28 protein-coding genes are annotated in these 24855 nt (G+C 50.3%); 25 read left to right on the top strand and 3 right to left on the bottom strand.

Features of this window, described 5'->3' with window-relative positions; all coding sequences use genetic code 11:
* The first annotated feature begins 425 nt into the window (after positions 1-425).
* The 18 genes from NLX82_RS17250 (at position 426) to NLX82_RS17165 (ending at position 16887) form a co-directional block, all read left to right on the top strand.
* Positions 426-1364 carry a glycosyltransferase family 2 protein gene (locus tag NLX82_RS17250; protein WP_023990116.1) on the top strand — a complete coding sequence of 313 codons (939 nt, stop codon included), beginning with the start codon at positions 426-428 and terminating at the stop codon, positions 1362-1364.
* Complete coding sequence (locus tag NLX82_RS17245; protein WP_254348684.1) at positions 1361-2296, top strand: glycosyltransferase family 2 protein; 936 nt, start codon at positions 1361-1363, stop codon at positions 2294-2296. Before NLX82_RS17250 ends, NLX82_RS17245 begins: the two co-directional genes overlap by 4 nt.
* Complete coding sequence (locus tag NLX82_RS17240) at positions 2293-3093, top strand: glycosyltransferase family 2 protein (protein WP_254348683.1); 801 nt, start codon at positions 2293-2295, stop codon at positions 3091-3093. The genes NLX82_RS17245 and NLX82_RS17240 overlap by 4 nt, the downstream gene beginning before the upstream one ends.
* Entirely contained in the window at positions 3090-3821 is a 732-nt protein-coding gene (locus NLX82_RS17235) for a sugar phosphate nucleotidyltransferase (RefSeq protein WP_254348682.1), read from the top strand. The genes NLX82_RS17240 and NLX82_RS17235 overlap by 4 nt, the downstream gene beginning before the upstream one ends.
* Positions 3822-3893: 72 nt before the next feature.
* On the top strand, positions 3894-5354 hold the full coding sequence (locus NLX82_RS17230; RefSeq protein ID WP_071558310.1) for a glycosyltransferase family 2 protein: 1461 nt from the start codon (positions 3894-3896) through the stop codon (positions 5352-5354).
* Positions 5355-5473: 119 nt separating this feature from the next.
* The gene (locus tag NLX82_RS17225) at positions 5474-5761 is read left to right on the top strand and encodes a hypothetical protein (RefSeq protein ID WP_013311765.1); all 288 of its coding nucleotides are present in this window, start codon (positions 5474-5476) and stop codon (positions 5759-5761) included.
* A 29-nt stretch (positions 5762-5790) separates the two neighbouring features.
* On the top strand, positions 5791-6123 hold the full coding sequence (locus tag NLX82_RS17220; RefSeq protein ID WP_069080653.1) for an alpha-helical endospore appendage domain-containing protein: 333 nt from the start codon (positions 5791-5793) through the stop codon (positions 6121-6123).
* Complete coding sequence (locus NLX82_RS17215) at positions 6123-6473, top strand: hypothetical protein (protein WP_013311763.1); 351 nt, start codon at positions 6123-6125, stop codon at positions 6471-6473. Before NLX82_RS17220 ends, NLX82_RS17215 begins: the two co-directional genes overlap by 1 nt.
* The gene (locus NLX82_RS17210; protein WP_028541471.1) at positions 6421-6780 is read left to right on the top strand and encodes a FliH/SctL family protein; all 360 of its coding nucleotides are present in this window, start codon (positions 6421-6423) and stop codon (positions 6778-6780) included. The genes NLX82_RS17215 and NLX82_RS17210 overlap by 53 nt, the downstream gene beginning before the upstream one ends.
* A 180-nt stretch (positions 6781-6960) precedes the next feature.
* Positions 6961-8052, top strand: coding sequence for a CgeB family protein (locus tag NLX82_RS17205; RefSeq protein WP_023990109.1), 1092 nt, complete (start codon positions 6961-6963; stop codon positions 8050-8052).
* A gap of 33 nt (positions 8053-8085) precedes the next feature.
* The gene (locus NLX82_RS17200; RefSeq protein ID WP_023990108.1) at positions 8086-9219 is read left to right on the top strand and encodes a CgeB family protein; all 1134 of its coding nucleotides are present in this window, start codon (positions 8086-8088) and stop codon (positions 9217-9219) included.
* A 60-nt stretch (positions 9220-9279) separates the two neighbouring features.
* Positions 9280-10941, top strand: coding sequence for a glycosyltransferase (locus NLX82_RS17195; protein WP_339200819.1), 1662 nt, complete (start codon positions 9280-9282; stop codon positions 10939-10941).
* Between the two features lie 121 nt (positions 10942-11062).
* Positions 11063-12154, top strand: a complete 1092-nt coding sequence (gene wecB / locus NLX82_RS17190) for a non-hydrolyzing UDP-N-acetylglucosamine 2-epimerase (protein ID WP_023990106.1) — start codon at positions 11063-11065, stop codon at positions 12152-12154.
* Positions 12147-13133, top strand: a complete 987-nt coding sequence (locus NLX82_RS17185) for a polysaccharide biosynthesis protein (RefSeq protein ID WP_025722608.1) — start codon at positions 12147-12149, stop codon at positions 13131-13133. Before wecB ends, NLX82_RS17185 begins: the two co-directional genes overlap by 8 nt.
* Positions 13130-13984, top strand: a complete 855-nt coding sequence (locus NLX82_RS17180; RefSeq protein WP_053326026.1) for a dTDP-4-dehydrorhamnose reductase family protein — start codon at positions 13130-13132, stop codon at positions 13982-13984. Before NLX82_RS17185 ends, NLX82_RS17180 begins: the two co-directional genes overlap by 4 nt.
* The gene (locus NLX82_RS17175; RefSeq protein ID WP_028541476.1) at positions 13945-14943 is read left to right on the top strand and encodes an SDR family oxidoreductase; all 999 of its coding nucleotides are present in this window, start codon (positions 13945-13947) and stop codon (positions 14941-14943) included. Before NLX82_RS17180 ends, NLX82_RS17175 begins: the two co-directional genes overlap by 40 nt.
* Positions 14940-15656 (top strand): glycosyltransferase, encoded by a 717-nt coding sequence (locus NLX82_RS17170; protein ID WP_028541477.1) that lies wholly within the window; start codon positions 14940-14942, stop codon positions 15654-15656. The genes NLX82_RS17175 and NLX82_RS17170 overlap by 4 nt, the downstream gene beginning before the upstream one ends.
* A 28-nt stretch (positions 15657-15684) precedes the next feature.
* A complete protein-coding gene (locus NLX82_RS17165; protein ID WP_053326025.1) occupies positions 15685-16887 on the top strand; it encodes a glycosyltransferase family A protein in 1203 nt (400 codons plus the stop codon).
* Here the strand turns inward: NLX82_RS17165 and NLX82_RS17160 are convergent.
* A complete protein-coding gene (locus NLX82_RS17160) occupies positions 16880-17266 on the bottom strand; it encodes a hypothetical protein (RefSeq protein ID WP_254348680.1) in 387 nt (128 codons plus the stop codon). The genes NLX82_RS17165 and NLX82_RS17160 overlap by 8 nt on opposite strands.
* A 166-nt stretch (positions 17267-17432) precedes the next feature.
* Here NLX82_RS17160 and NLX82_RS17155 point away from each other — a divergent pair, with 166 nt between their 5' ends.
* From NLX82_RS17155 to NLX82_RS17140, 4 genes are read left to right on the top strand one after another with little or no spacing between them, the layout of a single operon-like run.
* Complete coding sequence (locus NLX82_RS17155) at positions 17433-18674, top strand: sialidase family protein (protein WP_053326610.1); 1242 nt, start codon at positions 17433-17435, stop codon at positions 18672-18674.
* Positions 18674-19900 carry a sialidase family protein gene (locus tag NLX82_RS17150; protein ID WP_053326024.1) on the top strand — a complete coding sequence of 409 codons (1227 nt, stop codon included), beginning with the start codon at positions 18674-18676 and terminating at the stop codon, positions 19898-19900. Before NLX82_RS17155 ends, NLX82_RS17150 begins: the two co-directional genes overlap by 1 nt.
* A 33-nt stretch (positions 19901-19933) precedes the next feature.
* Positions 19934-21154, top strand: coding sequence for a glycosyltransferase family 4 protein (locus NLX82_RS17145; protein ID WP_053326023.1), 1221 nt, complete (start codon positions 19934-19936; stop codon positions 21152-21154).
* A gap of 31 nt (positions 21155-21185) precedes the next feature.
* Entirely contained in the window at positions 21186-21359 is a 174-nt protein-coding gene (locus tag NLX82_RS17140) for a hypothetical protein (protein WP_167348638.1), read from the top strand.
* Positions 21360-21446: 87 nt separating this feature from the next.
* Here NLX82_RS17140 and NLX82_RS17135 read toward each other — a convergent pair whose 3' ends face one another.
* Positions 21447-21842: a hypothetical protein gene (locus tag NLX82_RS17135; RefSeq protein WP_053326022.1), complete on the bottom strand. Its 396-nt coding sequence runs from the start codon at positions 21840-21842 to the stop codon at positions 21447-21449.
* Positions 21843-21867: 25 nt separating this feature from the next.
* Positions 21868-22215 (bottom strand): hypothetical protein, encoded by a 348-nt coding sequence (locus tag NLX82_RS17130; protein WP_023990095.1) that lies wholly within the window; start codon positions 22213-22215, stop codon positions 21868-21870.
* Between the two features lie 244 nt (positions 22216-22459).
* Between NLX82_RS17130 and NLX82_RS17125 the strand changes: the two genes are divergently transcribed.
* From NLX82_RS17125 to NLX82_RS17115, 3 genes are all read left to right on the top strand, one after another.
* Positions 22460-23107 carry a DUF1796 family putative cysteine peptidase gene (locus tag NLX82_RS17125; RefSeq protein ID WP_023990094.1) on the top strand — a complete coding sequence of 216 codons (648 nt, stop codon included), beginning with the start codon at positions 22460-22462 and terminating at the stop codon, positions 23105-23107.
* Positions 23100-23726, top strand: a complete 627-nt coding sequence (locus NLX82_RS17120) for a DUF1796 family putative cysteine peptidase (RefSeq protein WP_023990093.1) — start codon at positions 23100-23102, stop codon at positions 23724-23726. Before NLX82_RS17125 ends, NLX82_RS17120 begins: the two co-directional genes overlap by 8 nt.
* 131 nt (positions 23727-23857) lie before the next feature.
* Positions 23858-24790 carry an NAD-dependent epimerase/dehydratase family protein gene (locus NLX82_RS17115; protein ID WP_023990092.1) on the top strand — a complete coding sequence of 311 codons (933 nt, stop codon included), beginning with the start codon at positions 23858-23860 and terminating at the stop codon, positions 24788-24790.
* Positions 24791-24855 lie beyond the last annotated feature (65 nt).

The following is a 24855-nucleotide window of genomic DNA, read 5'->3' as shown; positions in this document are numbered from 1 at the left end:
TTCATGAAGCGTACGTGAAAAGAGGGTACTGCAATATGAAGCATGTAGCCTAAAAAGGTGACAAACTCCTCCTTTCCTGTCGTATATAAAGAAAATAGAATAATGGTGGATAATGGAAAAAGTTGTCTTATGCAAAAAAAACAAATGTTGATTTTTTGAACTCCCATCATCTGGCTCTGATATTAGCACAGAGAATGACGGACGAGAAGATCTATGTCACAAATTTATCCAAAATGATTCTTTAGACCCTAATAACTCATTTATTTAATAGGATTAATAAGTTTTGTAAAATAAAGTCGAAAATTGCTGTGTCGAAAAGACTCCACGATTGCCGTTACACACGGCTTTTGGACCGCATAGGTTATGTTGAACTGTCCTAATCATGCTGTCCATCTATACAGCAGGAAGGGAGGTGAGACGGGAGCATGAAGAAGCAGGGAAGAGCTGGATACAAGATCAAACGGAGGCGGCATTCCGGCGCTTACTATCATTCCAAGATGTGGCTGCCGTTACGAATGCCGAACATGCATAAGAATCCGGTAACCCCTGCCATGAGGGAGGTACTCGACACGGAGAGAGGGGCACAGAGCGGAGAAGAGCGACCATCTGAACTGTCATCAGTGGGAAAGTTTTTCGTATCTGTCATTATCCCGGCCATGAATGAGCAAAAAAAAATCGGAGCTGTGATTCGCGAAGCGCGCCGTGTCCATCCACATACAGAGGTTATCGTCGTTGAGAACGGATCACACGATAGAACGGCGAAGGTGGCAGCAGCGGCGGGAGCTCGTGTACTTTCTTTCCCGGAACCGCTCGGACATGATGTTGGCCGTCGTATTGGAGCGGAGGCAGCATCCGGACAGATCCTGCTTTTCCTGGATGGGGATATCGTCATTCCCTGCGTTAGACTCCGGCCGTTTATACACGCCATATGTGCAGGGGCGGATGTGGTGCTGAATGATTACCATGGACCTGTGAATCGTACGCCCGTACATCCTGTAGTGGAGGCAAAGCATGTATTGAATATCTTGTCGAATCGTGCTGATTTAGGGGGAGCATCTATGACTGGCATTCCACACGCCATAAGTCAAAAGGCTCTAAAGGAAATAGGTCTAAAGCCCTTGGAGAAACCTCCTTTATTTCAAGCTATGTCCATCGCCTCCGGGTTACGAGTGGTGACTGTATATGGAATAGCTGTCGGTAAAATAAATGCGACACGTAAAAAACAGAACGGCAAGGACCCGCTGGCAGATGTAATTGTTCAGGATCATCTGGATGCCATTGCCTGGCTTACATCGCGTCTGGGAACGCGTGCGGGATATACGGATTTGGGGCGCAAACGGATCAGAGACGAGGTGAAACTGTGAGTAGACAGTATCGCAGAGGGAAGCGTGAAGAACCGAGCTGGGGGATCAGACGTGTTCAGCGAAAACGAGGAACGACGACTTCAATGCATAGCCGTAGGGTGAGAAAGCCCACACCTCGGGCGAAAGGAATGACCGAAGTGACTCCGCCTGTGGAACGCGAAGTTGCGGGAGATATTGTGTTACAGGGAACGGCAGCGGCCGTGGTCAGCGCCTGTAATGAAGAGTCAACGATTGACCGGGTACTGGGCGAGCTGGAAAAACTTCCGTTTACGGATATCATTGTCGTATTGAACGGCTGCACGGACGGCACGCGCTCCACCGTAGCCAAACATCATCCCAGTGTGACTCTCGTCAACGTGCCGGATCGACTGGGGCATGATGTTGGCCGTGCAGTAGGCGCGCGTATGACGCAGGCTGATATTGTGCTGTTCGTGGACGGAGATTTGCCGATTCCAGCATCTGATTTGTTACCTTTTCTCCACGCGGTGGATCAGGGAACGGATGTTGCGCTTAATGATCTGGGCAGACATTTGCCGCCCTATGCCCAGCAGGACAGCGTGACACGGTGCAAAGCATTCCTGAATCGCGTACTACGCAGGCCGGATCTGGGAGCAAGCTCATTGACTGCCGTACCGCATGCCTTATCTCGGCGTTTACTGGATCAGCTTGGCTCAGCCGTGCTTGCCGTACCGCCAAAAGCCCACGCCATGGCAATTCTGCATGGCATGATCGTGGCGGCAGTACATGCTGTCGATGTCATTAAAACAAACCGTAAGCGGACCTTCAATGTTGGCAAAGGGAACGCTATGGAACAGTTGATCGTCGGTGATCATGCAGAGGCACTGACGGCGGTGTTTCAGGTAGCCGGGTATTCCCCGCTCGGGCCTGTTCCAACACGGGTAGACGTTGCCAAAGGGAGGAATGCACAATGAGTCTGACGAGCATCATTATTCCGACTTATAACGGCCTGCATCTGTTAAAGCCGTGCATTGAGGCGATTCGGACACATACGATAGATGCACCGTATGAAATCATTGTTGTGGACAACGCCTCAAATGACGGAACGGATGATTTTTGCGCATCCGAGCGGCTGATCAGCATACGTCTTCCTGAAAACAGAGGCTTTCCAGCAGCATGTAATACGGGGCTCCGGCTGGCTTCAGGTGACCAGTTCGTTATTTTAAACAATGATGTGACGGTTACGCGGGGATGGCTATCGAATATGTTGGCTGCATTGCAGAGCGAAAGCATAGTGGGATTGGTGGGACCGGTGACGAATTACGTCAGCGGTATTCAGCAGATACACGGATTAGAAGGAGATTTGGCCAGTTGTCTGAGATATGCGGAGCAGAATAATGCAAGTAATCCCTCCAGATGGCAGGAGGTCAAGCGGTTGGTCGGATTTTGTTTGTTGTTCCGGCGCGATCTGATGGAACGGATCGGATTACTGGATGAACGGTTCAGCCCCGGACATTATGAGGATGACGATTATTGTCTACGCGCACGCGTGCATGGCTACAGGCTGCTCATGTGCAACGACTGTTTTGTCTATCACGAGGGGAATGCGAGCTTCTCACGCTCGGAAACTTCCTGGATGGAAGAGCTGATCGAGCGGAACTATCGTTTGTTTATAGAGAAATGGAGTATAGATCCCAGAATGTTCATCGAAACTGGAAACGCTGGGGTTGTATGCACTGAACATGCTGTCGAAGGAGGAAGGAAGATATGAAAGGGGTTATTCTCGCAGGAGGAACCGGATCGCGCCTTCATCCGTTGACTACATTACTCAACAAGCATCTGCTTCCGGTCGGCAAGTATCCCATGATCGTATATGGTATCGAGAGGCTGCGACAGGCGGGGATCACCGATATGCTTATTATTATTGGTAAACAATCGGCCGGACTGTATACCGATTTTTTGGGCAGTGGCAGCGATTATGGTGTCCAACTGACATACCGGATTCAAGAAAAGGCGGGCGGCATTGCGGAAGCACTCGAACTGGCAAAAAGCTATATGCAGGCAGAAGAGAAATTCACTGTTTTGTTAGGTGATAATTTGTTCAAGGAAGACTTGGGACCTGTGATCGAACGGTTCAAGCAACAGCCCCCGGGGAGCGCCAGAGTGTTGTTGAAAAAGGTGGCAGATGCTCGTCGTTACGGGGTACCCGTATTTGATCCTGAGCGCCCGGAGAGCATTATGCGGATTGAAGAAAAGCCACAGCATCCCCAATCCAAATATTGCGTTACGGGTATCTATATGTACGATACTGCCGTGTTCGATAAGATCCGGCAAATTACACCTTCGGCACGCGGTGAGCTTGAGATCACGGATGTAAACAACTGTTATGCCGCTGAAGGCAAGCTGGAATATGATATTTTACGGCGCTATTGGAGCGACGCAGGAACCTTCGATTCCCTCCAGGAAGCTGGAGTGAAAATGAAAGGACTTCTACCCTAATTTCAATGAAACACCATCCGGCCGGGCCAGGCATATAGTATAGGCATAATGCCACCCGGAGGAGTGAACGGCATGAAACGCCTGAATATGCAAAGGAAACACAGCAAGCGGCTCGGAAAGAAAGGCTATTGGTCAGGATATAAAAGGGGTCAGGAGCAAGGCAACAGGTTGGGCCAGGCTTCGTTCGGCAAGGTTTTTGAAGGCGTCAGTATTATCATTCCGTCCTGCAATCAGCTTCAACAGCTCCGTGCATGCATTCACCGTATTGAGGAGAATACGAGCCATCCTCACGAAATTATTGTGGTGGACTGCGGCTCGACGGACGGGACATCCACCTATTTGCTCCGTAAAAGCATCGCTGTGCGTTATGCGCTGTTAAAAAAGGATGTTCAAATGATAGGTAGCCTGAATCAGGGGCTGATGATGGCAAAAGGCACAACTATTGTGGTACTGGATCAAAACTCCATGGTGACCCCCGGCTGGTTGGATCGGTTGTTAGCGTGTTTATACAGCGATCCGCGTATCGGTGTTGTTGGGCCTGTAACGAATGGTCCATTCAAAGAACAGCAGATTGAGGTTCCTTATATGAACGAAAATGGAGCACGTCAATTTGCCATGACCTACAATATGCCTAACCCGGATGCATGGCGAGAGACCGAAAGCTTAGCCGGATTTTGTTTATTGCTGCGCAGAGAGACACTGGAAAAAACGGGCTACTGGGACGAAGGCTGCCACAGTACTCAGGAAGCCCATGCAGATTGGCTACTGCGTGTGCGTTTGTTGGGGATACGTATGGCAATTGCCGGCGATGCTTTTATCCATTATGAGGAAAGAGATCGGGATACGGTGTATGCTTTTCCTCAAACGACCGAAAAAAGCGGTTCAATGGAGGAAAGCAGCCGGAACCGATCCTTTTTTGTACAAAAGTGGGGGGACGCGGATAAGCTGTTCCACAACCTGAAATTCAGTACAGCGGAGACGGACGGCCAGATATCAACAGGTAAGGAAACACACGTATCAGCGGCAAGCTTTTATCCCATCGGAGCGGTTGTTCAGGGACCGTCTGGAGCAGTATTTCGGTTAGAGCCGGGAAGAAGGCGGTATCTGCATGGAGTCAGTGCTGCGGGAGGTGAAAATGTGCGCCCTGTTAGAGTGTCTCAGCTGGATTTGTTGGTGCTTCCCTTGGTAGGGAAGCCGGAGGCCACAGTTTCCGGCAGCATTGATGCACCTGTAGCTGAGCCGCCAGAGGAACCCATTCCTGTACTGGCGGCTCCCGATCTGGAGAACATGTCCATGCTGCCCACACTGAATATACCGGCTCAACGCAAGCGATGGATCGAGGTATTGTATGCTGAGGGCGGGCAACTGTATCAAATCGGTAACGGCTGGAAAAGGCCGTTCCTTACCCTGTACGCTGCGATGAGCTGGCGGGCAGAGGACTACCGAATTCAGTTTTTGTCTCCCAGAGATTTGTCGGCTTTGGTGGAGAAGCAGCCTATTATTGCTCCACCAGTGCTGCACGGGCATCTGTAATGATCTGAATAGGCGCTTTTAGGCGGAACCGACTACTCGCTGCGGCATACGCTGTAGTAGCGGAAAGCCCGTAGGTAATTCGTGCGTTCCGCACGGCGGAGCACATAAAGGAGGGGCTTATGCATAACGAGTTAGATGATTTGCTGATCCACATTTCGCACTCGCAGCAGCAGATGTCAAGGTTGTTGGATGCGGAACGTCAGGTGGTTGTGCGCATGGCGCAGATCATACATGAACTGCCAGATGAGGAGCCGCGTTTTGATGGAATTCCGGGCATTCTCGACAGCTCGGGACAAGTAAACAAAAGCATTGTGGCCTATCTGAACGGTATTGCCGATCTTCAGGAAGCAATGGCTGAAATGCTCGTTCGTGTCGTGAAGGAAACGGCATACCCGGAAGAGGAGTAACGTAACAACCGAGGGCAGGGAGTGAACACATGAGTAGGGAAAAAGCAATGATTCACATGCTGGACGCAGCCTCCAAAATGCAGCGGAATGTGTCTATGATTCTGGAGGCCAAGGCGGTCGAAGCAGAAAAAGTGCGTAATTGGGCGCTGAACCATCTGGCGCCCCACGCCTTTGAAACCGATGAAGAACAGCTGGGACGACCTTTGGAGATTCACGAGCAAATGGTGGAAATGCTGGAGGGATTAACGCGGCTTCAGACTGGACTTTGCAGCAATCTCAAAGCATTGCTGGATCAGGATGAGCAGCAGGGTGGCGGCATGGAAGGGATGATGGGAGGAATGGGCTCGGGGGATATGAACTAATGAGCATGAGGCGTGAACGTGAGATCAAGCTGGATATGATGGAGTCTATTGCTGCCAGCCAGCACGCCGTTGCTCGGATGCTGACCAGTCTTGCGGACTTGACGCCCCATGCGGATATGTCGGCTACCCGTCTGGAAGAAACCATTCGTATACTCAGCAACTACCAGGGAGAAATCACGCAAATGTTGGCGGGTATTCCATTAAGACGACAGGTATATGGGAAACCGACTAAACCGTGGCTCCATGTGCCTGTTCAGAAAAATGAAACCACCACGAGAAAGCAAAGGAGGAATGAAAATGAGTACAAGGTGGGAACGCGCCACTCGGGACAAAGCCCGCAAAAGACGTAAAGATGCCCGGCGTTCCAGCATGCGGAGATTAAAACGGAGAAGAAGACGTCTCCTTGCTCTAAGACGCCGTAAAAGAGGACTTCATTCTGCACGTAGAAGACATCCTCTTTTGCGGCGGCGGAAAAAACCTCAAGCTAACCCGGCGGCAGCCCCTTCTGCGGACAATCCACAGCCCGGGACTGTTGTATTGGAGCATGATCCGCAGGCATTTCAGCAGGGATATGATGCAGCTTACAACGAGGGTTTCAATTCAGGCTTTGCCAAAGGTTATGAAGATGGACACCAGCTCGCTTACAAAGCTCAGTAAACTGTGCAAATCATCTACTACTGTTCTCCCCCGAAGCTAACAGCTTTGGGGTTATTTGCGGTTCGGCAGTTGGACGGGCAAACGCCAATTTTGTCCGGGCAGTGGCAGTCGTCCATGATGCGTTTGACCCCTCCGCATATAGTTTAGGAGTGACAGAAGTTTATCCCACAACAGGACAGGGTGAAGGATGTGAACGATCAACAAAGCGGAAATGAACGCGAAGCGTACCGATGCGGCTATCGGGAAGGACGCAGAATGGGCGGTTGCACGGCTGCTCTGTCACAGGTCGTGGCAATACAGCCTGCTGTTCGTCATTTGAAAGTGTTATATATTCCGCAAGGTTTCGCAGCTATAGACACAGGTGTGCAAGAGGCATTAGGCCAAATATGCAGCTCATGCGCCATCGGTACGCCTGCTACGATGCTAGCTGACGCCGAGGCTCAACGTCCAGACCTCGTGCTGGTCATGAACGGGCTGCATGTTTTTCCGGCGGATCATCTGGAGCAGGTACAGCAAATACGAGCCCTAGGCATTCGGACGGCCATATGGTTTGTAGATGATCCTTACTTTACGGAGGATACGGCGTTGATCTGTCAATCCTACGATGTCGTATTTACGCACGAAATTTCTTGCCTGCCGTTTTATCGCGATCAGGGAGTAACGAGGGTTCACTATTTGCCGCTGGCTGCGTCAACTCGTATCTTTTATCCCCGGCGGGTAGAGCGGGAACATCAGCATGATATTTGCTTCATTGGAAATGCCTTCTGGAACCGTGTGAAGCTGTTCGACTACCTTGCTCCCTTCTTGGCGGACAAAAGAGTGCTGATCGTAGGTGGGCACTGGGATCGGCTGACCCGGCGGGATGTGCTGGAACGCTTTATCCGTCCAGGTTTTATGGAGCCGGAAGAGACCGCTCAGTATTATAACGGCTCCAAAATTGTCATCAATATGCACCGCCCGACAGACCCCGGACTGGATAATCGGAATACACACCAGCTTTCAGCGGAGTCCATCAATCCTCGGACATACGAAATTTCTGCTTGCGGCACGCTTCAAATGACGGATATTCGGAAGGATTTGAGCCGTTATTACCGACCAGGCTATGACATTGAAACCTTCTCTGGAGCAGAGGAGCTGAAAGTGAAGCTGGACTACTATCTCAAGCATGACTGGGAACGCGAACGCATGGCCTGGCGCGCATTGTACACGACTATGCAAAAGCATATGTACTCCAATCGTATGGAAGAACTGCTGGACAAGGCGATGGCCTAAAGTAAACACCATAAACAGTGAGGAGTGAAAGTGATGACGATATCTACGACAGGACCGTATGACCCGGCTGTTCACCAGACGGCGGCAGCCTCCTGGGAAAGGGGGAGAATTGCGGGAGTGCATGACGGATACGACGAAGGATATCTGCGCGGACGTGCTAACGCAATTGTTGGGCGGATGAAAGCAGTTTTCCCTTTTCGACAAATCCATGTACTGTATGTCGTCTCCGGCAAAGGCCTTCCGTATTCTCCGCTGGATGAGGCGGTCATTACCACGTTGCAAAGCATGACGGCTCAGGTTACCGTAACAGACCCACGTCAGCCGGTAGGAGATATTGCCGCTCAGCTCCGTCCGAATCTGATGCTGGCACTGGATGGAATGGATCTTCCGTTGGAGCAGGTTACTGCGGTACGCCAGTTGGGCATCCCCACCGCCATCTGGCTAACGGACGATCCGTATTACACCGACACGACGACCAAAATCGTTACGAATTATGATTATGTGTTCACGTTAGAAATGAACTGCCTGGAGCTGTACCGTCAGTTGGGTTGCACGTCTGTGCACTATTTGCCCTTTGGGGCATTTCTGACTCACTATTTCCCACTCAGCTCGCCCGCTTCGGTACGACGTGAGATTGGGTTTACAGGCTCAGCCTACTGGAACCGCATCTATTTCTTCAATCCGATTATGCCTCAGCTCATGGCCCGTAACATTAAAATCAACGGAATCTGGTGGGATCGTCTCCCGGATTATCAGTCGTATGGTGACAAAATTGAGCTGGGTCGCTGGATGTCTCCGGTCGAGACCAATGATTCGTATAACGGCAGCAAAATCGTAATTAATCTTCATCGTTCCCATCAGGATGATTCGGTGAACAACAACTCACTGAAAATTCCAGGGGCTTCGCCCAACCCGCGCACGTTTGAAATTTCTGCCAGTGGCACGTTGCAACTGACAGATACAAGAGATGATCTGGCTCGTTTTTACAAGCCGGGGGAAGAGATAGAGACCTACAGCTCTCAGCAGGAACTGCTGGAGAAGGTTGAGTTTTATTTAACGCATGAAAAAGAGCGCCATGAGATTGCCCTGCGTGCTCTGGAACGAACCCTGCGGGAGCACACCTATGGTCACCGGATTGACCAACTGTTATCGGTCATATTTCCATAAGGTGATTCACACGTCCGATGGTTGCTATTTTAAAGGAGGTGAACTCCGATCAAGCCGAAAATGATGCTATTCAGCCATGTTAGCAACGTCCGCAGTATTACGGGGGCAGAGAAACTGTTATTGCAATTTTGTCTAGACATGCGTACGTACTTCGATTGTATTCTCGTAACGCCTGGTGAAGGGCGGCTGACCTCAATGGCCCGCAAGCGCGGAATCACCGTTCTGACACAGAACCTGTTCATGCTGCATGGCATGTATACCCCATATGAGGGATTGGCGCAAGATGCGGAGAATTTGCGGACCCATGTGGCGTATGCACCGTTGTTCCAAATGCTTCGGCATGCTCGACCTGATGTGGTGCTGGTCAATACCTGTGTGAACGTCATGCCTGCAATGGCTGCCCAAGAGCTTAATATTCCAGTGATCTGGAAAATAACCGAGGTCATTAACCAGAATGCGCATACGCCCGTTTCTGTTTCTATCATTGAGCGCTATAGCCAATGGGTCATCGGCATTTCGCAAGCTGTAATGCGTCCTTTGCATGGTGGGGGACTGACACGTCCGCATACGGTGTTGTCTCCCTGCCGGGATATGGATATGCCGTCTCCCAAAGAGCATGTGCTGGAACGGAGAAGGAAACGTGAAAAACTGGGGCTGCGGGATTTTCATATTTGCATTGGTTATATTTCTTCCTTTATCTACGAAGCCAAAGGGCTGTTACCTTTTGTCCAAATGGCTCTAAAGCTGTGCGAAACCAATTCGCGGTGTCGTTTCTGGATCATCGGCAGCTCGGTGGACTCGGAATATTACGTAAAATGTGTCTCTTTAATCCGCCAATCTCGTTATAGCCGCCGCTTCCAGTTCAATTCATTCGAGGAATCCGTGTCAACGGCCTATAGCGCAATGGATATTGTTGTGATCCCAAGTATGGTGGAGGAAGGCTTTGGCCTGACCGCCCTGGAAGGGCTAGTTTACGGTAAGCCCGTGGTAGCCTTTGCGCAGGGTGGACTTGTGGAATTGATGGAGGCGACGGGAAATACAGATTTTTTGGTAGAGCCGGGCAACAGCGACATGCTGGCGCAAAAAGTGAGCTATCTGCTCGATCATCCCGAGGAAGTGGAACGGATTGGTGTGCGTAACAACAGTGCGGCTACACGTGTATACGGACCTGATTCCTACCGAAGCAGTCTACACCTCATGGTCAGTCAATGGGTATGTCATCATCCGCATTGGTTCCCGTTGATTCAGCAGCCAGGTGGACCAGTATGGACGAGGGAAGGCGAAGGACTGCGTCAGGTCACTGCTATACCGGAGGGATATACCAGCACGATTCGAGAATTTCCCGAATCGGTGGTGTGTCAACTGCCTGTGCTGGGTCTGCCGCCAATCGAATATGCAGCCATTCAGGGCTTGCCACAACCACCATCCCCTTTACCTGAGTCACCGCCCGAATTGCTCCGCGGCAAGCGTAGTGTTCGGGCGAGATGGCCAAAGGGCCGCAAGCGTACCAGATTGCGGAATCGCAGGTATAAGAGAAGCGGCGGCAAGAGTCGCCTCAAGAAAATTCACGGGTCCCCGTTGTCGAAGGGACTTTATCCGAAAACCAAGTCCAGACAGAAGCTCAAGCGGAAATTCAAGCACCGGTCACGACGGCACAACGCGCACAAGCAGAAGCGAGTCACACTCAAGGCTGGACAGCATACAAAACAACGGTCCGGGTGAATCTACGCCGGACCGTTGAGATGAACGTTAAGCTGGAGCACAGCCAGTCTGCTGGATGGCTATCATTCATTGAACGCCACAATTCAATGAAACAACGACAGCAAAGGTGGGTTCCAAAACCATGAAAATATTGACCGTGCTCGGCACAAGACCGGAAATTATACGGCTCAGCCTGATCATTCCGAAGCTGGACCGCCATGCAGATGAACATGTGCTTGTGCATACGGGCCAAAATTACACCGAAAGCCTGAGCGGGCAGTTCTTTCGCGAGCTGGGACTGCGTGCCCCGGATTATGTACTTCAGGAGAAAGCGGGGACACTGGGCAAACAGTTGTCCGTCATGTACTCGCAGATGGAGGATATTTTAAACAAGGAACGCCCTGATCATGTGTTATTGCTCGGTGATACGAACAGCGCCTTATGTGCCTTGCTTGCGGAACGTATGGGTTACCCGGTCGTGCATATGGAGGCGGGGAACCGCTGTTATGATCTGGATGTGCCGGAAGAGAAGAATCGACGTGTCATTGATGCAATATCCAGCATTAATATGCCTTATACGGAGCAAAGCAAGCAGCACCTACTACGTGAAGGCTTTCCAAGTCAACGAATTATACTGACTGGAAATCCGATCTACGAAGTGATGCAGCACTATAAGAAAGAGGTATCGGGCAGTGGAATTTTGAAAAAGTTGGGACTGTCGCCGGGAGAATATTTCCTGGTCACTGCCCACAGAGCTGAAAATGTGGACCATCCACCGCATTTGCTGGCTATTTTAGATGGTCTTAACCGGGTAGCCCAGCAGTTCGGGCAGCGGGTCATTTGCAGTATTCATCCCCGCACTGCCGCCCGAATCGCAAGCCATCCGCCGATCCAGCTTGACCCGCTAGTGGAATTTCACGAACCGTTCGGTTTTTTTGACTTCGTTCTGCTGGAGCGGCATGCCCGCTGCGCTTTGACGGACAGTGGTACCGTACAGGAAGAATGCTGTGTCATGGGGGTACCGACGGTTACGATGCGCCGGACGACCGAACGGCCGGAAACGGTAGATTGCGGCAGCAATATCGTGTCTGGTCTTGATGGCGAGGTTATAGCAAACGCGGTAGCCATAATGACCGGGATGACCCATAAGTGGCAATGTCCTGCGGGCTATCTGGCGGAAGATGTGTCGGATAAGGTAGTTAAATTTCTGCTTGGAGGGAAACGGCATGTTTGAAAACCAACGTATCTTGGTTACCGGCGGTACCGGCTCCTGGGGGCATGAGCTGGTTGCCCAGTTACTGCCGCGTAACCCCAAAGAGGTCATTATCTTTTCACGTGGAGAATCCAGTCAGGTTGCCATGAACAGGCAGTTTGAGGATGAACGACTCAGCTTCTGTATTGGAGATATTCGGGATAAGGATGCGCTGACTACCGCTTGTCAAGGAGTGGACTATGTATTTCATTTGGCAGCGCTCAAGCACGTTCCCGTCTGTGAGGATCAGCCCTATGAGGCACTCAAAACCAATGTCGTAGGCACCCAAAACGTGATCGAGGCCGCTGTTGCCAATCAGGTAAAGAAAGTCATTTATATATCGACTGACAAGGCCGCAAATCCGTCTAATTTTTACGGCATGACGAAGGCGATTGGAGAAAAACTGATTGTTTACGCCAATCTGCTGAATAGCGATACACGTTTCGTGACGGTGCGCGGCGGTAATGTTTTGGGCACAAACGGAAGCGTGGTGCATCTGTTCCAAAGCCAGATTCGCCAAAAGGGCAAGGTTTCGATCACAGACATGAACATGACCCGCTTCTTCCTGACCTTGCGTGATGCGATCAGTCTCCTGTTCAAAGCCTCGGTGGAAAGTGTCGGCGGGGAAATTTTTATTATGACCATGCCAACCTGCCGTATTGTGGATTTGGCTGAGGTGCTCATTGAGGATTCAGGTGTGGAAAACGTAGAAATTGTAGAAAAAGGTGTGCGTCCCGGCGAGAAAATTCATGAAATTCTGATGAGTGACTTTGAAAGCCTGACGACGGTAGTCTATGACGAGCAATATTTGGTTATTCTCCCAACGCTGAATATTCCTCAATTAAAGGACCGCTATACTCAGTGCCCTCCGGTGTCGTTCAGCAGCTTTAGCTCGGAGTTCAATTTGATGTCCAAAGAGGAGATTCGCAGCATTCTCCAAAGCGGGGGGTTCATCAAATGAAGCTGCTTATTTTGGGTGGTAACGGCATGGCGGGCCATGTTCTGGTTAAGTATTTCCAAAACCAGACCGGGTATAACGTGTTCTACACCACCCGTGATCCCGAAAATAAAGGCGGTCTGCTGCTGGATGTAAAGGACAGCTTTATGGTGGAGCAGCTGGTACGGAGTGTACGGCCAGACGTTATTATTAACGCGGTAGGCGTACTGAATCAGCATGCTGGGGAGAATCAGATCGCAGCATACCAAATCAATGGATTGCTGCCACATCTTCTCCGGCGAACAGCGGACAGTATCGGTGCCCGACTGATTCATATCAGCACGGATTGCGTATTCGAGGGAAATCGGGTACCAGGTTTATATAAAGAGACGGATCAACCCGATGGGACAAGTGCCTATGCTTTGACGAAAATACTCGGAGAAGTAAAGGCAGCAGGACATTTGACTATCCGTACCTCCATTATCGGGCCGGAAATTCGGCCGGGAGGCATTGGTCTGCTGCACTGGTTCTTGCAGCAGAGCGGAGACGTTAACGGGTATCGCCGGGTCTTTTGGAACGGGGTTACGACGCTGGAATTAGCGAAGGCGATACAGGTGCAGATGAATGAGCCGCTGGACGGACTCATTCATCTGGTTCACCCTGAACCGATCAGCAAGCATGATTTGCTGCTGCTGTTCAAAGACATCTGGAATAGGGAGGATATTCGGATCGTGCCGAAAGATGAGCCGGTGCAGGACCGGACGCTTCGTTCTACCCGGGCCGATCTGCTCTACGATGTTCCTCACTACAGCATCATGCTGAAGGAGCTGCTGGAATGGACGGAAGCACAGCGGAACAACGTCGGCCTGTCATAGTCATTACCGGAGCGGCGGGCTATACCGGGATGCATGCCTGCCGCCATTTTGCAAAGCTCGGCTGGGAGGTAGCGGCGCTGACTCGCACTGTCGCTTCAGTCTCAGAACTGATCTTATTGGCTCGCGATGATGAAAATAACAGTCCAGAGGCGGAGACCCGTAACTGTATTACGCCTTATGTGTGTGACTTGCTCGACAAGAAACGTCTGGGCGAAGTCATTAGACAGATTGCACCGGATTATGTGCTTCACCTGGGTGGTAAAAATTCCGTCCCTGAATCTTGGCAGAGTCCCTTGCTATACATGGAATCCAATGTACTGTCCACCCTGTATCTGCTCGATGTACTGCGACCTTTCCCCAAAGCCAGAATTGTCGTGGCGGGCTCTCGGCTAAAGACGGCTTTGCAGGCTCCGTATCATCCAACTCATCCATACAGCCTTAGCAAAAGCCTTCAAGAGGCAGTCGCGCTCTCGTGGGGCGCGCTGTTCGAACAATCCGTCATGCTAGCAGAGCCTTGCAACTTGATCGGTCCGGGTCCATCTACCGGATTTTGTGCATTACTCGCGGGGTATATCGTTCAGACGGAACGTCTGGAGGGGCAGTCCGTAACTGAAACTGCCCCGTTCAGGGTATCTTCCCGACATGCGCAACGTGATTTCCTCGACGTTCGTGATGCCGTTCGCGCATACGGTGTGCTATTGGAACAGGGGGTGCCAGGCCGAGTTTACTCGGTCTGCACAGGCCGCATTGTGGAACTGGGCAATATCGTGGAACGTATGATTGCGCTGGCCAAAACATCTATTCCCATACAATGGGGGGATGTGGAAGAGTCAGCATCCACCGAGGCATATCGTGCGAAAGAGCTGGAGGATATGGGCTGGAAGCCGACCATACAGCTGGGGCAATCTCTGGAGGATATGATTCAATACCGCCGAGCTGGAAAGGAAGGAACGATATGAGACCAAAAGTAACAATCGTCATTCCCTTTTATAACTGTGCCTATGTGGATCAGGCTTTGCAAAGTGCACTAGAGCAAACTTATGGGCCCCTCGAGATTATTGTCGTCGATGACGGGTCCACGGAACATGTTGATATGCTTCAGGCCTATCTTCCGTATATACATTATTTGGGCAAATCCAACGGTGGAACAGCCAGCGCCCTGAATCATGGTATCCGACATGCCAGCGGGGAATATATTGCGTGGCTCAGCTCCGACGATACCTATCATAGGGACAAAATTAATAATCAGGTTTCTTTTATGGTGGAAAACGGTGCGTACATCTCCCACACCAATTTCAATTTCATCAATCAATACAGCCAAGTCACAAGCTACCAGGCAGCCGCCGTGTTTCCGTCTATGACGGAGTTTTACCGTTTTTTTCAGCAAGGAAATCCGGTTAATGGATGCACGGTTATGTTTAAAAAGGAGCTGTTTGCACATATCGGTTTGTTTGATGAACTGCTACCGTACACACATGATCTGGATATGTGGTACCGAGTAATGATAGCGGGATATCCATTTCCTTTTCTGAACGAGTCCTTGGTTAACTACCGCTGGCATGATGAAATGGGAACCAAAAAACATTGGCCCGCTGTGGAGCGGGAGTACAACATAACCCAAGCGCGTTATCGAGATCGCTTCAGTCAGGTATTGAGCGGTTTATCCTCATGAAGCCGAAAGTCTGTCAGGGGGGATTGATATGGTAGATACGGGGATTGTTATGCCACTGTACAAACAGGATATCGGCTATCTGCAAGCTGCGATCTCATCCGTACTAGCCCAGAGCTACAGGGCATTTCGCTTCATCATTGTTATTGACGGAGCGCCGGAAATGGTGGGGCCAGCGCTCCACGCAGCAATGGGAGACCCGCGCGTTCAGTTGGTTACACTCCCTCAGAACAAAGGAGTATCCCACGCCCTTAATCGAGGATTCGATGAGTTGTTTAAAGATCCTGCGATCAAGTATGTGACCTGGGTATCCAGCGACAATGTTTATAATTTTTCCTTTATTGAACGATTGCGGCAGGAACTGGAGCAGGGACCGGACTCACTCGGCCTTGTGTTCTCTACTTTCCGCCAGGTTGACGCATGTGGGAACCCGTTGTATGACGAGCAGCATCAGCAAGCTTTGATCCGGTACCAAGGTCAGCCGCATCATGAATTGCTGAATGCCAGCATTGTCGGGGTTTCATTTATGTACAAAAGCAAATATGCCCGCCAGATTGGCGGCTATCGGCTGCAACCAGTTGAGGATTATGATTACTGGCTGCGGCTGACCGAGACGTGCAGCATGAAATTCATCCCGGAGATCCTGATGGATTACCGGGTGAATTCCACATTTAGTGTATCGGCCGGCCTGCACAGCCAGAAGGAGCACCGACGCTGGCGGCACGCATTCCAAATCGCCAAGCATGAGGCGAGAGCACGTCGGGGCATCCCACTTGAAATGACGATTTTAATGCCTGTCACGGCTATGGCTCAAGCTGAACCATTGCTGGATAATCTGCTGGAGCAGCACTACAGCAATTGCGTGGTACGGTTGCTGGATTTAACGCCAGAACAGGGAGCCGCCGCTTTCCTGTCGATGATGCTCGATCCTCGGTTAATCGTAACGCCACGTCAGCATTATTCGGTCCAGGAAGCACTGGTTCAGGCTATTGGTGAAACAACGACACGCTTTGTTGTATGCTTCGGTGTCAAACCATATATTGCCGTGACGGATTTGCTGTATCTGACGGATTTGTTGCGCCCATTACAGGATACACATGCCTTTTCCTACTATACAGATGACCACTCAACCATCGGTAGCGGCCGAGGGGTTCAGTCCGTACCGCCGGAATGGAATTACGTGTATTACACCCACAGATTGCATCAAGCACTGGAGCAGGGCAACTTTAAATAACAGGAGACAGCGCCGGGATTGTGGTCAGTTCCGACTGAAGAACACGATGCTCCTGTACAACATTACCAAACTGATCCAGTCCAAAGTTGGAGAGCACAACATTGGAAGGTGCAGCGGAGACTACGTTGTATTGTACCTCGTAGGCAAGGACCCCTTGCACAAAGAAGGTACGTCGGGCAACAGAGTTTACAGGTAAGTTAACCGATGTCACGTATAAGGGGATCTTGGTATCCGGTACAAGCGAGAAAAAAATTTGGATGGTCACGGTTGCCGCGTTCACTGTATCCTCGTTGACCAAATTTACAACGACATTGGAGCAGGCAGTACCGAAATCTCTAGTGTTGGTCATATATCCGGTTGTAAAAGCCAATCGAATCATCCTCTCAAAAAACAGAATATTGGAAAACCCCTGAAGGGATGCTTCTATACTATGAATCTATTGAAAAGAAAGCTTGTATGGTTGTCTGTAGACTGTGCTGAAAAAAGTACATTTTAATAAAAATACTTCAGGCATGTCCATTTATATAATGAAGGGAATGCTTGCGATGCCTTTGAATTTTCAGGTAACACCCAGCGGTTTGCCCAAATTTGAGCCCAGTGTCGCCGTTAATTTGTTGAATCCGAATATCGTTGTAGCTGTTGCTGTTGACTTTAGTAGCGGGCCTCCGCTGATTGGACTGTATCGTTCCTTGGACGCCGGGGCGAACTGGACTGATACTTTACTGCCAATTCCACCGGGATATACAGGAGCCGAGGCAGGAATGGTAGCCTATCTGTTCCCGAATATTTTCATCATATCCGCACATGTGTTTCCAGGAAATGAGAACGGGGCTGTTGTGATCTATCGCTCTACGGACGATGGTGCCACCTTTGATCCTCCAGTGGTCATTAACCCGGGCTATGGAGATTACATTAATAATGACTGGACCAATATTACGACGGATAATGCAGGAGCAAGTCCCTATTTAGGGCACGTCTACGTTACGTATAACCGCCAATACAACGTAGAGTTTAATGCCCGGTCTGCGGCCTTTTACCAGCGTTCTACGGATGGAGGATTGACCTGGGATCGACCGTTATTGCTTTCCAATATCCAATCCTCCACGGAGCGGCCTGAGCCTGCGGTCGACAAATATGGCAGTGTCTATGTCAGTTGGATTCGTACAGGGCCGCAGACACCGGCTTTCTTTATCCGGCGCTCCTTTGATGGAGGGGCAACTTTCAGCGGGGATATTCTTGTGTCCAATATAACGCTGGTGCCCAATCCTTTGCCCGTTCCTGGTTATGACTTTCGGATATTGAATTTCCCTAGCTTGGCCGCGGACTGCTCGGGTGTGCCTTCCACAACAAATACGCTATATGCCGTTTGGCAGGATTTTGGTCAGGGATACAGCAATATTTTATTGTCCAAATCAAGCGATTTTGGCGGTACCTGGAGTGCTCCGATCATCGTGACGGACAGCCCGCCCGGCTCGCAAAATTTCTTTCCTGCGATTTCGGTGTCGCCTAAGACGGGATTGGTCGTTGTCGTGTACTATACCAATCGCCTGGACGGCTTTAATCTGGATGTGTTCACCGCCCAATCGTCAGATGGAGGCAACACCTTTACGAACAGTCGTCTCACAACGACCTCCTTTAATCCGAATGTCGGTGGAGGCGAATCAGAGCTGATCGGCGACTATATTGATGTCGCCATCGTACCGCCGAATAGTTACATTTCCGTCTGGACGGATACGCGTACAGGCAGCCTGACGATTTTTGCTGGTGTACCGGGAGGTGAAGCCTGATGCCGAACGTACAGCTCACGCCTAATGGAAGGCTGGCGCAGGAGCCGAGTGTAGCTTTCAACCTGCTCGACGGTACCATTGTGTCTGCGGCTATCGATTTTACGACTGGGCCGCCGTTGACAGCAGTATACCGTTCAGGTAACGGCGGTGTCTCCTTCACACAGCAGATTTTACCGCTGCCAGCCGGCTATGTAGGGGCGGAATCCCATAGCGTCAGCTACGGTTTTCCCAACTTGTTTGTCATAGCCTGTCACGTATTTACCGCAGACGGCTTGAGCGGTACTATCGCTACCTATGTATCCAGAGACAACGGTAATACATTTGATCCGCCCGTGATTGCCCAGCGGGGGTATGGGACATTTGTCAATAATGTTGAGGTCGGCGTGAAATTTGATACTTCTCAGGTCAGCTCCTATACCGGAAACATCTATTTATGTTATACGCATCAGTACAATCCAGACTTTTTTGGCGGATCAGTCATGTTTTTCCAGCGTTCGCAGGATGGAGGGATCACGTGGGATACACCCGTGGTGCTCACCGCTGGCTCTAATCAGATCACGCGGGGGGAAATCACCGTGAGCATTACTGGGGTGATTTATGTCGGGTACATTGTAACTAATCCGGTTAACCAATATCAGGTCATTGTGTCCTTCAATGGGGGGACAGCATTCAGTTCTTCGCTGCCTGTATCTTCTGTTGTCCCGGTTCCGAGTCCGTTGCCCGTGGCCGGGTTTGGCTTCAATGTGCTGCCGATGGCCAACATTGCGGTGGATCGCTCTACTAGCCCGAATCAGGGAACACTTTATGCGGTCTGGCAGGATAATCGGGCAGGGTATGCGGATGTGCTGCTCGCCCGTTCGGTGGATGGCGGATTAAGCTGGACTGCGCCGCAATCTGTGACAGGGGCTAGTGCAGGGGCACAGCATTTTTTCCCGGCTATTGATGTTTCGCCTGTGACCGGTGTGATTAAGATCGTATATTATACCAATCAAATAACGACCTCTTTATTAGACGTATTTGTGGCCGAATCAACGAACGGAGGAAATACATTTACGAACCTCAGAATAACAGACAGCTCCTTTAATCCTAACGGGATTAGTCCCGTTCCAGTCGTTACGATCGGTAATTTTATTGATGTAACGATCGTGCCGAATAATGGATTTTTTGCGGTCTGGACAGATGCGTTATCGGGTTTCCAGCAAATTTACGGAAGCAACGGAATGTAGCTCAGCGTACGAGACAGAGGAGGTGAGGCTGTTTTGAAAATTTTGTTGGCTACGTACTGGCCGATTCCTCATTTGGGTGGCGTATGGCCCTTTATGCTGCAAATTAAACGGAGGCTGGAGCTACTGGGTCACACAGTAGACTTGATGGGGAACGGACCGGATACACCTAAATACCATATTGTTTTTGAAGATAGGGAGCTGCTGAAGGATCAACTGCTGCCCCTGTTGCATACGAAGCTGAATGAATCGGCTGTCCCTGTATTACATTTGGATTCATGGGTGCAGACGGTGGAAAAGGATCGATACTGTATGGAGCTGGCAGCGGCGTATTTCGGGGTTGAGCAGTATGATGTTATTCACACGCAAGATGTCATTGCGACGCGTGCTCTAAGTCGGGTCAAACGTAAGGACAGTGCGTTGGTAGCGAATATTCATGGCTCGCTGGCTCGTGAAGTCATGATGGCTCTGGAGAGGGATCATGAGGAGGGTTACCGTGAGACGTTGATGTGGAAATATTATTGGGCGCTGGAGCACTATGGCGCTCTATCCGCGGATATTACCATTACGTCTACAGAATGGATGAAACAGACGCTTGTGCGTGAGTTCGAAGTGCCTGAGCAGCAGATTGCTACTTTCCAATACGGATTGGATACCGAGCACTTCTGGGAAGTCCACGCCCGGGGAACGGACATAGTACGACCTGAGGGGAAAAAAGTTATGATTTGTCCTTCACGGCTGGTCTATATCAAAGGGCTGCATTATTTAATGAGCGCTCTTGGCCTGCTGAAAGCAAGTCGTACGGATTGGGTTTGCTGGATTGTCGGGGAGGGAGATAAAAGGGAAGAGCTTCAAACACAGGCGAAGGAGCTAGGGTTGGAGGAAGACGTGTTTTTTTTGGGGCATCGTGAAGATGTACCTGCTCTTTTACAATTGGCGGACCTTTTTGTCCATCCGAGCATACAGGATAATCAGCCGTTTTCGGTCATGGAGGCGCAGATTATGGGGCTTCCGGCAGTGGTATCGGATGCGGGCGGACTGCCGGAAATGGTGAAGCATGAACACACCGGACTGGTCTCCCCGGTTGGCGATGTGGAGGCACTGGCAGCTCATTTGCAGCATTTGCTGGCTCAGGATGAAGTGCGGATAGCTATGGGAAAACATGCCAAAGCATGGGGGACCGCGCATTGGTCTCTGGATGTTATGATTGAGCGACTCGTGAATATTTATGGGCAAGCGCTGAATCAAGTACGTTGAGTATGTTGATTCAACAGTTAGGAGGCAGAGCATGACTTTTCCTGTCGTTGGAGACTTGTACAACCGTATTTTTGAAATCCAGCAGTCGCACCCGGATCTGAAGGTCGATTACGCAATATGGAACCGAATTAACACCTCGTTGCCGGAAGATTATAAGCTGCCAGACGCTGACATTTTGGAACGTCTGAAACAATCCGCACCATGAAGGCACAGACCCTATAAAAAGGCAGGTCGGGCTTAAAACTCCCACCTGCCTTTAGTTTATTCCAGTTCATTGTCCAACAGGTTTTTGTCAATCTTCATAAACTGAGCCTCGAATTATGAGCGGCCCCGTAACAACAGCACGGCGGTCAGCTGATTGTACGGTCAAGCAGTATACATAAGGCTCTGCCTGTTCTCCCATTTCCTCATAGCTTAATTCTGCAAATCCCTCCTGATAACAGGAATCCTGCAACCAATCCAGCATAGGTCCCCGCTCATCATTGCGACGCAATCGAATGTCCAACTCCCCGATATCCCAGTTGAGCAGCGGATTTTCCCATGCCAGAGAGACTTCAATGACAATACGTCCTTCAGATTCACTTGCAGGAATGATTAATGTAGAGAGCACGCTCTCCTGTTCGGTGACCTGAAAAGGCAGTGCATATGTGTCTGGCTCAGCTTTGTTTTGAACTGAATATTTCAACATACCTTCTTCCTCCTCTGCCCGTTCATTAGGGTGTCACGGTAAAATGACTGGCTGTACGCTTAGCGACAATGTTCCCGTTTTCCAAAAATTCAGCCAGGATAAACAGCGTTTCCGGATTGTAAATACTCGTTACCACTCGCAGGTAAAAAGGATTTTGGGCGGTCTCCATATCCTTGAGTTCTAGCACGGAGCCAGCTTCGGGAGAAGGGTTCAATCGAAGGAGCTGCCGTCGGAAAACGCCACTGTCATTTCCCATTTCCAGCAACACATCGACGGCTCTCTTTTCACGATTGAAAAGGGTCACATGGCAGCTTTGTATGTGGGCGCTGTGGTAAGCGAGATGGTGATCGACGGTTAAAAGAAACACGGACATATGATGATGCCTCCTTGAATTCCGTTAGGTTACCAGCCTTAATATGATATGAAAAATAGCCGGGATTGGACTGGATAGTTGTACGCCTCTTTGACAAAAAGCGCATCGGTGTCCAACCCTTTTCGCCGTGCTGTGCATGTAATGTAGAGTGGAACAAACTACGGCCTGAAGTCCCTTTTCGACTACAGAAGAAGGGCCAAGCAGGATCTGAGGGAAGGGTCGTATTAAAAAAGGAGGCGCGGCTATGAGACTCGCACAGCTGGCAGGGGAATATGAAGCGGTCTTCAGTCTGGGACAAAACTGTACACCTGCCATTCAATTGGAAAAGAACCGTTTGCGGCCGTTTGCCGGGGTACTGGATTGGATGATGTCTGACACGCTGTCCGATGTGAACCGCTTGCTTGAAAATCGGTTTGCCGGATTTATGGATTTGCCTAATTTAAGTGTCGTTGGTACGAGCCAACTGAATTATATGGTCAGAGATATCGCTTATAATGTGATCTCGGTACATGATTTTCCGCAGGAACGCAATACGTCCTCAGATCTGGTGACCTATCCCGAGTTCAAGGAAAAGATAGACCGTCGTATTGAACGTTTTTTTGCAAAAACACAGATGGCGAAGCGCAGCTTGTTCGTCCGTATGCTGGGAACCTATGAAGAAGTAGAGGAACTGGAACGTATTTTGTCGGGCATGGTAGCGAATGAATTTCGTTTGTTGGTGGTGAATTGTTCCGGCGTAACGGAGTTGACGGAGGTGGATTGGCAGCTTCCGCATGTATGCTCGGTGGAAATGCCTTTTGCCGATGTATGGAATTACAAGAGTGATCCGCACTGGCGTACTCTTTTTAAAGGGATGACCTTGTCTTCGGAAAGGGGAGGGCGTCGTGCTTGAGCGGTTGCAGGGGGATTATGATGCTGTATTCAGTCTGGGTGGACATTGCTTACCTTCCATTCAGCTGGATAAAAACGGACTGCGTCCCTATGCGGGTCCGCTGGACTGGATGATTTCCGGTAACTTGTCACAGATCAGTCGCTTGCTGGACGCCCGTTTTGCCGATTTTATGGATGTTGATAGTCTACGTGTCACGGGGCATGATTACGGCGAGCATAACTTCATGGTTGAGGATGCATCCTATGGGATTACAGCAGCACACCATTTTCCGGTTAGCCAGAATACATCGGAGCAGCTGACTTCCTACCCTGCATTCAAAACGACGCTTGATCGCCGCATTGCACGTCTACTGGACCAATTCGCGCTTGCGTCCCGTCTGCTACTGGTTCGTCTCGGGGGTAGTCGGGAGCAAGCGGTGGAACTACATGATGTGTTATTACAGAGGATTACACATGATTTTCGCTTGTTATACGTGGATTATACAGGGACTGATGGTGTGACGGAGCTGGACTGGGGGTTGGAGCGGCTGGTTTCAGTGGAGCTGCCACCTGAGGATATATGGAACGGTCAGGATGAGATGTGGCGTTATATGCTGGAAAACGTGAGACTGCATGTCTGAGGTGCTGAGATTCTAGAGACACATTATAGATTGTCTTCGGACTGTGCTTGTGCCTGCGCCAAGCTATAGGGAGTCGCATAACATGATGCGAAGGGAAGTCATATGCTTCGGTACAAAAGGAGGGTGAGCTAGTGAAGGCTTTGGTCACCGGGGGAGCCGGATTTATTGGTTCTCAGCTGGTACGTGCGCTTGCTGATTCGGGCATCAGAGTGCATGTGCTGGATAATCTGACGACCGGGAATATGGCAAATGTGGACCCGCGCGCGGTCATGCATATTGCGGATATTCGCAGCTCTGAAGCTAGGACGCTGCTGATTCGGGAAAGCCCGGATATTGTGTTTCACTTGGCCGCACAGGCGGATGTGCAGCAATCCATCCATCGACCCGATGAGGACGCGGATGTGAATGTGCTGGGGACGATTCATTTGTTGCAGGCTTGTCATGAAGCGGGTGTGTCGAAATTTATATTTGCATCCACGTCCGGTGTATATGGAGAGTTGCAAAAGCAATGTATACAGGAAGACGATCCCGTGGAGCCCATTTCAGGCTACGGACTGTCCAAGCTGACCGCAGAATCGTATATTCGACTTTTTTATCGGCTGTACGGTATGAACTATACGATTTTGCGTTATGGAAATGTGTATGGTCCCGGTCAGGCCGCGAAGGGAGAGGGTGGTGTAGTCGCTCTCTTTATGGAGCGGCTGAAAAAAGGAAGTCCCTTGCTCATTCACGGCGATGGGACACAAACCCGAGACTTTGTGTACGTCAAGGATGTAGTTCGAGCGAATATGGCGGCTATCCATGCAGCGGACCAACGCACAGTACATGTAAGTACAGGACGAACGACGTCCATTAATCGACTGGCCTACGATTTACTAAAGCTGCACGGTTCGTCTGTCCGCCCTGTGTATTCACCAGCGCGAGCGGGAGACATTCACCATAGCTGTCTTAGTAACGCAGTCGCCAGACATTGGCTTCGTTGGGAACCGCTATACGGCATTTCTGCCGGTTTACAGGAAACGTATGTGAGCAGTATGGGTTCAGGCAAAGAAGGTATGTCTTGATAAAGAGCGCGCAACTCAAGAAAGAGACTGAGGTAACTCTCAGCCTCTTTTTCATTTGAATAGCA

The organism is Paenibacillus sp. A3M_27_13, assembly GCF_024213315.1.
Taxonomy (GTDB): domain Bacteria; phylum Bacillota; class Bacilli; order Paenibacillales; family Paenibacillaceae; genus Paenibacillus; species Paenibacillus polymyxa_B.
Note: the sequence above shows the minus strand (reverse complement) of the source record. Positions and strands in the feature narration are given on the sequence as shown.

Bases quoted from the DNA above. Each gene is read 5' to 3' on its own strand.
- NLX82_RS17250 (WP_023990116.1), top strand. From the start codon at position 426: ATGAAGAAGCAGGGAAGAGCTGGATACAAGATCAAACGGAGGCGGCAT.
- NLX82_RS17240 (WP_254348683.1), top strand. From the start codon at position 2,293: ATGAGTCTGACGAGCATCATTATTCCGACTTATAACGGCCTGCATCTG.
- NLX82_RS17235 (WP_254348682.1), top strand. From the start codon at position 3,090: ATGAAAGGGGTTATTCTCGCAGGAGGAACCGGATCGCGCCTTCATCCG.
- NLX82_RS17230 (WP_071558310.1), top strand. From the start codon at position 3,894: ATGAAACGCCTGAATATGCAAAGGAAACACAGCAAGCGGCTCGGAAAG.
- NLX82_RS17225 (WP_013311765.1), top strand. From the start codon at position 5,474: ATGCATAACGAGTTAGATGATTTGCTGATCCACATTTCGCACTCGCAG.
- NLX82_RS17220 (WP_069080653.1), top strand. From the start codon at position 5,791: ATGAGTAGGGAAAAAGCAATGATTCACATGCTGGACGCAGCCTCCAAA.
- NLX82_RS17215 (WP_013311763.1), top strand. From the start codon at position 6,123: ATGAGCATGAGGCGTGAACGTGAGATCAAGCTGGATATGATGGAGTCT.
- NLX82_RS17210 (WP_028541471.1), top strand. From the start codon at position 6,421: ATGAGTACAAGGTGGGAACGCGCCACTCGGGACAAAGCCCGCAAAAGA.
- NLX82_RS17200 (WP_023990108.1), top strand. From the start codon at position 8,086: ATGACGATATCTACGACAGGACCGTATGACCCGGCTGTTCACCAGACG.
- NLX82_RS17195 (WP_339200819.1), top strand. From the start codon at position 9,280: ATGATGCTATTCAGCCATGTTAGCAACGTCCGCAGTATTACGGGGGCA.
- wecB (WP_023990106.1), top strand. From the start codon at position 11,063: ATGAAAATATTGACCGTGCTCGGCACAAGACCGGAAATTATACGGCTC.
- NLX82_RS17185 (WP_025722608.1), top strand. From the start codon at position 12,147: ATGTTTGAAAACCAACGTATCTTGGTTACCGGCGGTACCGGCTCCTGG.
- NLX82_RS17180 (WP_053326026.1), top strand. From the start codon at position 13,130: ATGAAGCTGCTTATTTTGGGTGGTAACGGCATGGCGGGCCATGTTCTG.
- NLX82_RS17175 (WP_028541476.1), top strand. From the start codon at position 13,945: ATGGACGGAAGCACAGCGGAACAACGTCGGCCTGTCATAGTCATTACC.
- NLX82_RS17170 (WP_028541477.1), top strand. From the start codon at position 14,940: ATGAGACCAAAAGTAACAATCGTCATTCCCTTTTATAACTGTGCCTAT.
- NLX82_RS17165 (WP_053326025.1), top strand. From the start codon at position 15,685: ATGGTAGATACGGGGATTGTTATGCCACTGTACAAACAGGATATCGGC.
- NLX82_RS17160 (WP_254348680.1), bottom strand. From the start codon at position 17,266: ATGATTCGATTGGCTTTTACAACCGGATATATGACCAACACTAGAGAT.
- NLX82_RS17155 (WP_053326610.1), top strand. From the start codon at position 17,433: ATGCCTTTGAATTTTCAGGTAACACCCAGCGGTTTGCCCAAATTTGAG.
- NLX82_RS17150 (WP_053326024.1), top strand. From the start codon at position 18,674: ATGCCGAACGTACAGCTCACGCCTAATGGAAGGCTGGCGCAGGAGCCG.
- NLX82_RS17140 (WP_167348638.1), top strand. From the start codon at position 21,186: ATGACTTTTCCTGTCGTTGGAGACTTGTACAACCGTATTTTTGAAATC.
- NLX82_RS17135 (WP_053326022.1), bottom strand. From the start codon at position 21,842: ATGTTGAAATATTCAGTTCAAAACAAAGCTGAGCCAGACACATATGCA.
- NLX82_RS17130 (WP_023990095.1), bottom strand. From the start codon at position 22,215: ATGTCCGTGTTTCTTTTAACCGTCGATCACCATCTCGCTTACCACAGC.
- NLX82_RS17125 (WP_023990094.1), top strand. From the start codon at position 22,460: ATGAGACTCGCACAGCTGGCAGGGGAATATGAAGCGGTCTTCAGTCTG.